This window comes from Klenkia sp. AC732 (assembly GCF_979256525.1).
In genome coordinates, this window is sequence record NZ_CEEDOS010000021.1 from 77210 (window position 1) to 83555 (window position 6346).

The following is a 6346-nucleotide window of genomic DNA, read 5'->3' on the forward strand; positions in this document are numbered from 1 at the left end:
GTCGCCCGGGGATCCGGGACCTTCGATCACACGCGCACGTGCGACGACCAGCGGTCTGGGGGGAACTCCGGCAAGAGTACGCCATCGGCGACACGGGCAGCGGCCGGGCCCATCCGCCGGGACCGCCCGCCGCGAACCCGGGAGGATCTCGGCCAGTCCCCCGCACGACAGGAGCACCGACGCATGTCCAGCACCACCTCCCCCGACCGGTCCGTCGCCGGGCGGCTCGCCGCCCTGGTCGGCGAGGTCTTCGGCGGCCGCGTCCCGGTCCGCATCCGCGCCTGGGACGGCAGCGAGGCCGGCCCGCTCGACGCCCCCGTGGTCGTGCTCCGCAGCCGCACCGCGCTGCGCCGGCTGCTGTGGGACCCCAACGAGCTGGGTCTGGCCCGCGCCTACGTGGCCGGCGAGATCGACGTCGAGGGCGACCTGGCCGAGGGGCTGTCCCGGGTGTGGTCGCTGGTCCGCGAGCGCCCGCCGGCGCTGCCCACGCTGCGCGACCAGCTCCGCTGGGGCCGGACGGCGCTGCGGCTGGGCATCGTGGGCCCGCGTCCGCCCGCCCCTCCGGAGGAGGCGGTGCTGTCGGGTGAGAAGCACTCGACCGACCGGGACAGCGACGCGATCAGCTACCACTACGACCAGAGCAACGACGTCTACCAGGCACTGCTGGACGAGCACATGGCCTACTCGTGCGCCTACTTCCGCGAGGACCCGGCCACCGACCCCGGCGCCGCCGACGGCAGCTACACCGTGACCGACGCGCAGCGGGACAAGCTCGAGCTGGTCTGCCGCAAGCTGGGTCTGCAGCCGGGGATGCGGCTGCTGGACGTGGGCTGCGGGTGGGGCTCGATGCTGCTCTACGCCGCTCAGCACCACGGCGTGCACGCCACGGGCGTCACCATCTCCGCCCAGCAGCGCGACCACATCGAGAAGCTCGTCGCCGAGCGCGGGCTGGCCGACCGGGTCACCGTGCGGCTGCAGGACTACCGCGACGTGCCGATGCCCGCCGAGGGGCCCTACGACGCGATCAGCTCGATCGAGATGAGCGAGCACGTCGGCCAGGAGCAGTACCCGGTCTACGCCGAGACGCTGCACCGGCTGGTCAAGCCCGGCGGCCGGGTGCTGGTGCAGGCCATGAGCCACCCCAGCACCCCCGGCGGCGGCGCGTTCATCGAGCGCTACGTGGCCCCCGACATGCACATGCGGCCCACCTGGGGGACGGCGGAGATGCTGGCCCGGCCCGGTCTGGAGCTGCGCGACGTGGAGAGCATCCGCGAGCACTACGACTGGACCGTGCGTGCCTGGGCGCAGCGCCTGGAGGACCGCTGGGACGAGGTCGTCGCCATCATCGGCGTCGCCGGTGCCCGGATCTGGCGGCTCTACCTGGCCGGCGGTGGGCTCACCTTCGCCGAGAACCGGATGGGGGTGGACCAGCTGCTCTTCGTCAAGCCCCGCCCCGACGGGCGCAGCGGGATGCCCGCCACCCGTCGCGGCTGGGACGTCACCCCGGGCTGACCGCCCCACCCGCGACGACCCGCACCACCTGATCGACCGCGACCGCCGGTCGGCCACCCCCTCCGGGGTGTCCGGCCGGCGGTGACGCGTGCACGCACACCCGGCAGGACATGCTGGAGGGACGGGTCAGCCACGGCCCGAGGACGAGGAGCACACACGGATGGACGTCGGGGTCGACTGGGGCGCGTTGGGCGTCAACGCGCTGATCACGCTGGGCGTGCTGCTGGCGGTGTTCACCGGCACCTGGCTGCTGGCACTGCGGCTGGGCCGGCACTCGGTGATCGACGTCGTCTGGGGGCTGGGCTTCGTCGTCGTGTCCCTGGTGGGGCTGCTGGTCGCGCAGGCCGGTGACCACGGCGACGCCGGCCGGCAGCTGCTGGCCCTGGCGCTGACGACGGCGTGGGGCGTGCGACTGGCGGTGCACATCGGCCGGCGCAACGGGTCGAAGGAGGACCCGCGCTACCTGGACATCCTGGCCCGGGCGAAGGGCTCGCCGGCGGCGCACATCTACCGCCGGGTCTACCTGAGCCAGGTCGCGGTGCTCTTCGTGGTCTCCCAGCCGCTGCAGGTCGCCGCCTACCAGGAGGGCCCGGCGACGTCGGGCTGGCCGCTGGTGGTCGCGCTGCTGGGGGTCGTCGTCTGGTCGGTCGGGTTCACCTTCGAGACGGTCGGTGACTGGCAGCTCGAGCGCTTCAAGGCCGACCCCGCCAACGCGGGCGAGGTGAACGACCGTGGGCTGTGGAAGTACACCCGTCACCCCAACTACTTCGGGGACGCCGCGGTCATGTGGGGCCTGTGGCTGCTCACCGCCGGGCACTGGTCCGGGCTGGTCTTCGTCCTCTGCCCGGTGCTCATGACCCTCAACCTGGTGAAGGGCTCCGGCGCGGCCATGACCGACAAGCGGATGAAGAGCTCCCGCCGCGGCTTCGCCGAGTACGTGGAGCGCACCAGTGGGTTCTTCCCACTCCCCCCGAAGAAGCACTGAGACGCAGGAAGGGCCCCGCAGCGTCAGCTGCGGGGCCCTTCCTGTCGGCCCCCTCGCAGGGCCCCTGGTCGCGCGGAGCGTGACCAGGGGGGCGAGGGGGTCCGTCGACTACTGGGTGGGCTCGTCCACCAGCAGGTTGCGCGTGCGGTTCGGGTCGACCTGGATGCCCGGGCCCATCGTCGTGGAGACGGTGACCTTGCGGACGTAACGGCCCTTGGCGGCCGACGGCTTGGCGCGGAGCACCTCGTCCAGGGCGGCGGCGTAGTTCTCCACCAGCTTGGCCTCGTCGAAGGAGACCTTGCCGATCACCAGGTGCAGGTTGGACTGCTTGTCGACGCGGAAGTTGATCTTCCCGCCCTTGATGTCGTTGACGGCCTTGGTGACGTCGGGGGTCACGGTGCCCGTCTTCGGGTTCGGCATCAGGCCACGGGGGCCGAGGATGCGGGCGATGCGACCGACCTTGGCCATCTGGTCCGGGGTGGCGATCGCGGCGTCGAAGTCCAGGAAACCGCCCTGGATGCGCTCGATCAGGTCGTCCGAGCCCACGACGTCGGCGCCGGCGGCCTCGGCCTCGGCGGCCTTGTCACCGGTCGCGAAGACGATGACGCGGGCGGTCTTACCGGTGCCGTGGGGCAGGTTGACCGTGCCGCGGACCATCTGGTCTGCCTTGCGCGGGTCGACGCCCAGGCGCATGGCGACCTCGACGGTGGCGTCGTAGGACGTGGTCGACGTCTGCTTGGCCAGACCTGCAGCCTGCAGCGGGCTGTACAGGTGGTCGCCGTCGACGAGCTCGGCTGCCTTGCGGTAGCCCTTTCCGTGCTTGGCCATTCGAGGATCCCCTCGTTCGGGTCGCGCCCGGGGCGCGACTGCGTGGTGTGCGGGCCTGGCTGGGCCCTCCCACAAGAGCTCTGGTGCAGGTGCGGGGGTGGTGCCGGTCGTGCAGTCGGGCCCGTGAGGTGGTGCCCGTGCCGTGTCGCTCCGTGCGGTGTCGCTCCGTGCGGTGTCGCGGGGCCGCCGGCCGGGCGGCCCGACGTCACGCGACGGTGATGCCCATCGACCGGGCGGTGCCGGCGATGATCTTCTCGGCCTCGTCGAGGTCGTTGGCGTTCAGGTCGGCCATCTTGGTCTGCGCGATCTCGCGGACCTGGTCACGGGTGACCGTGGCGACCTTGGTCTTGTGCGGCTCGCCCGAGCCCTTCTCGACACCGGCGGCCTTGAGCAGCATGCGCGCGGCCGGCGGGGTCTTGGTGATGAAGGTGAACGAGCGGTCCTCGAAGACGGAGATCTCGACGGGGACGACGTCGCCACGCTGAGACTCGGTCTCGGCGTTGTACGCCTTGCAGAACTCCATGATGTTGACGCCGTGCTGGCCGAGCGCCGGACCGACGGGCGGTGCGGGGGTGGCCGCGCCGGCCTTGATCTGGAGCTTGATGACCGCGGTCAACCGCTTCCTGGGGGGCATGACTTCCTTCTTCTGTCTGGCGACCGGAACTGCATGGTCTGGGATGGAACGGCTTCGGAGCAGGGGCCCAGCCCGCGCGGAGCGTGGGCTGGGGGGCTCCGAGGTCCTTCAGCTACAACTTCTGGACCTGGCTGAAGGACAGCTCGACCGGGGTCTCGCGGCCGAAGATCGAGACCAGCACCTGCAGCTTCTGCTGCTCGGCGTTGATCTCGTTGATGGTCGCGGGCAGGGTCGCGAACGGCCCGTCCATGACCGTGACCGACTCCCCGACCTCGAAGTCGACGAGGGGCGTGGTGGCCGAGCCACCAGGCGTCGACGGCGTCTCGGGGGAGGCGGCCTGCTTGTGGGTGGTCGCGGGGACCAGGAGCTTGACGACCTCGTCGATGCTCAGCGGGCTGGGCCGGGAGGTGGCGCCGACGAAGCCGGTGACGCCGGGGGTGTTGCGGACCGCGCCCCACGAGTCGTCGGTGAGGTCCATCCGGACCAGCAGGTAGCCGGGCAGCACCTTGCGGTTGACCTGCACCCGCTTGCCGTTCTTGATCTCGGTGACCTCTTCGGTCGGCACCTCGATCTGGAAGATGTAGTCCTCCATGTCCAGGCTGGTGATCCGGGACTCGAGGTTGGTCTTCACCTTGTTCTCGTAGCCGGCGTAGGAGTGGATGACGTACCAGTCACCGAACGCCCGGGTCAGCGCCTTGCGCATCGCCTCGGCGGGGTCCTCGTCCTCCTCCTCGGCGGTCTCGAGGACCTCCTCGGTGAGCGGGTCGTGGTCCGGTGCCGGCTCGGTGTCGGCCCCGACGAGCGCGTCGTCCACGGCACCACGGGCGTTGCCGCTGCCGCCGGCGACCGCGTCGGCCATCGGGTTGTCGGCGGTCAGGTCGCCGGTGTCGACGGAGCCCTCGGCAGCGCCCGTCTCACGCACGCCGGTCTCGGCGTCGACGGCACCGGTGGCGTCCTCGACGGCGGCGGCGTCGGCCTGCTCGTCGAGCGTCGCGTCGGTGGCCTCGAGGGCCTCGTCGGTCTCGCGGGGGTCGGTCACGGGGAGGGTCTCTTTCCTGTGCGTCGGTGGTGCGTCGAGCGTCGGTGGTGGTGGCTCAGCCGAAGACGGCGAGCACGCCCTGGGCGAAGAGGATGTCCAGGCCGGCCACGAGCGCGACCATGAAGGCCACGAAGACGATCACCACGGTGGTGTAGGTGATGAGCTCCTTGCGCCCGGGCCAGATGACCTTGCGGAGCTCGGCGACGACCTCGCGCAGGAACCGGCCGATGGAGCGCTTGTCCCGCAGCTCCTCGGCCCGGGCCTTCTCCGCGGCCGCCCGCGAGCGGGTGCCCTCACCGTCAGCGGCCTTCGAGCCGGTGTTCTTCCCGCCGGCGGGCCGCGTGGTGCGAGCCTCGCTGGCCGGACGGCCACCGGGCCGGTCACGGCGCCGGACCCGGGGAGCGGCCCCGGTGGCGTCGTCGGTGTCCTCGTCGTCGGCGTCGTCGGCGGTGATCGCGCCACGACGACGCCGGGCCGGGGTGGCCACGACCTTGTCCTCGTCCTGCGCGGCCTCGGCGGCGATCTCGTCCTCGGCCGCCTCGAGCTCGGCGGCGTCGTCGACCCCGGGGGTCGCGGCGTCGATCTGCTCGTCGGTCAGCTCGCCGTCCGCGGCGGCCGGCGTGGCGTCGGCGGGGGTGCTGTCCCCGGCGCCGGGGGCGGAGCTGCCCGTGGCGCCGGAGGCGGAGCTGCCCGTGGCGGTGGCGTCGTCGGCGGCACCGCCGGAGGCCCGGCGTGCACGGCCGTCCTCGGTGCCCGGCTCCTCGTCGCTCACTGCGCCTCGCCTCGTCGTCGGTGGTCGGTGGCCGGGTCTGTTCCCGGCCCTGACGGTCCGGTCGACCCGACCGTGGTCCTGCGCCGCGCGGGGCGGGTCGTGCAGGCCGCCGGCTGGCCGGCGGCACGAGCAGGGGTGACAGGACTTGAACCTGCAGCCTGCGGTTTTGGAGACCGCTGCTCTGCCAATTGAGCTACACCCCTAGGTGCCCGACCGGGGTCGGACACCGGGACCCCCGCCTCGCCGCCGGGGCGGTCCAGGGCACCCTCGGACTGCTCGATGAGGTGGCCCCGGGGCACGCCGGTGGCGGGGTCGCGAGCCCCAGGACGAGAAGTGTACGGGACCCGGGACACCGGTTGCCGACACACCGTCCCCGGACCCCCCGGGAGGGTCTCCGCCCAGGTCGGGGACCGTGCCGCCACCCGGTCCACGCCCAGGCCGCCCCCGGGCCGCCCCCGGGCCGCCGGCGGCCCCGCTGACGACCGGGTCGTGACCGCACCGTGACCGGGCTGACACGATGGTGCCCATGACCGCCCTGTCGTCCCCGGGGCCCGCCGCGTCGGAGCCCGCTCCCGC

Annotated in this window: 6 protein-coding genes and 1 tRNA gene; 2 read left to right on the forward strand and 5 right to left on the reverse strand. The window is 72.7% G+C overall.

Annotated elements, in window-relative coordinates:
• The first annotated feature begins 183 nt into the window (after nucleotides 1-183).
• On the forward strand, nucleotides 184-1512 hold the full coding sequence (locus AC0IVP_RS12105) for a class I SAM-dependent methyltransferase (protein WP_471756774.1): 1329 nt from the start codon (nucleotides 184-186) through the stop codon (nucleotides 1510-1512).
• A gap of 160 nt (nucleotides 1513-1672) precedes the next feature.
• Nucleotides 1673-2497: a DUF1295 domain-containing protein gene (locus AC0IVP_RS12110; RefSeq protein WP_471756776.1), complete on the forward strand. Its 825-nt coding sequence runs from the start codon at nucleotides 1673-1675 to the stop codon at nucleotides 2495-2497.
• A gap of 108 nt (nucleotides 2498-2605) precedes the next feature.
• Here AC0IVP_RS12110 and rplA read toward each other — a convergent pair whose 3' ends face one another.
• The 5 genes from rplA to AC0IVP_RS12135 form a co-directional block, all read right to left on the reverse strand.
• Nucleotides 2606-3325, reverse strand: a complete 720-nt coding sequence (gene rplA / locus AC0IVP_RS12115) for a 50S ribosomal protein L1 (protein WP_056289269.1) — start codon at nucleotides 3323-3325, stop codon at nucleotides 2606-2608.
• Between the two features lie 205 nt (nucleotides 3326-3530).
• On the reverse strand, nucleotides 3531-3959 hold the full coding sequence (gene rplK, locus AC0IVP_RS12120) for a 50S ribosomal protein L11 (protein ID WP_056289273.1): 429 nt from the start codon (nucleotides 3957-3959) through the stop codon (nucleotides 3531-3533).
• A 112-nt stretch (nucleotides 3960-4071) separates the two neighbouring features.
• Nucleotides 4072-4998: a transcription termination/antitermination protein NusG gene (gene nusG / locus AC0IVP_RS12125; protein WP_471756778.1), complete on the reverse strand. Its 927-nt coding sequence runs from the start codon at nucleotides 4996-4998 to the stop codon at nucleotides 4072-4074.
• A gap of 55 nt (nucleotides 4999-5053) precedes the next feature.
• The gene (gene secE, locus AC0IVP_RS12130) at nucleotides 5054-5770 is read right to left on the reverse strand and encodes a preprotein translocase subunit SecE (protein WP_471756780.1); all 717 of its coding nucleotides are present in this window, start codon (nucleotides 5768-5770) and stop codon (nucleotides 5054-5056) included.
• 130 nt (nucleotides 5771-5900) lie between these two features.
• Nucleotides 5901-5973, reverse strand: a tRNA-Trp gene (locus AC0IVP_RS12135).
• Nucleotides 5974-6346: the final 373 nt, after the last annotated feature.

Bases quoted from the DNA above. Each gene is read 5' to 3' on its own strand.
- AC0IVP_RS12105 (WP_471756774.1), top strand. From the start codon at position 184: ATGTCCAGCACCACCTCCCCCGACCGGTCCGTCGCCGGGCGGCTCGCC.
- AC0IVP_RS12110 (WP_471756776.1), top strand. From the start codon at position 1,673: ATGGACGTCGGGGTCGACTGGGGCGCGTTGGGCGTCAACGCGCTGATC.
- rplA (WP_056289269.1), bottom strand. From the start codon at position 3,325: ATGGCCAAGCACGGAAAGGGCTACCGCAAGGCAGCCGAGCTCGTCGAC.
- rplK (WP_056289273.1), bottom strand. From the start codon at position 3,959: ATGCCCCCCAGGAAGCGGTTGACCGCGGTCATCAAGCTCCAGATCAAG.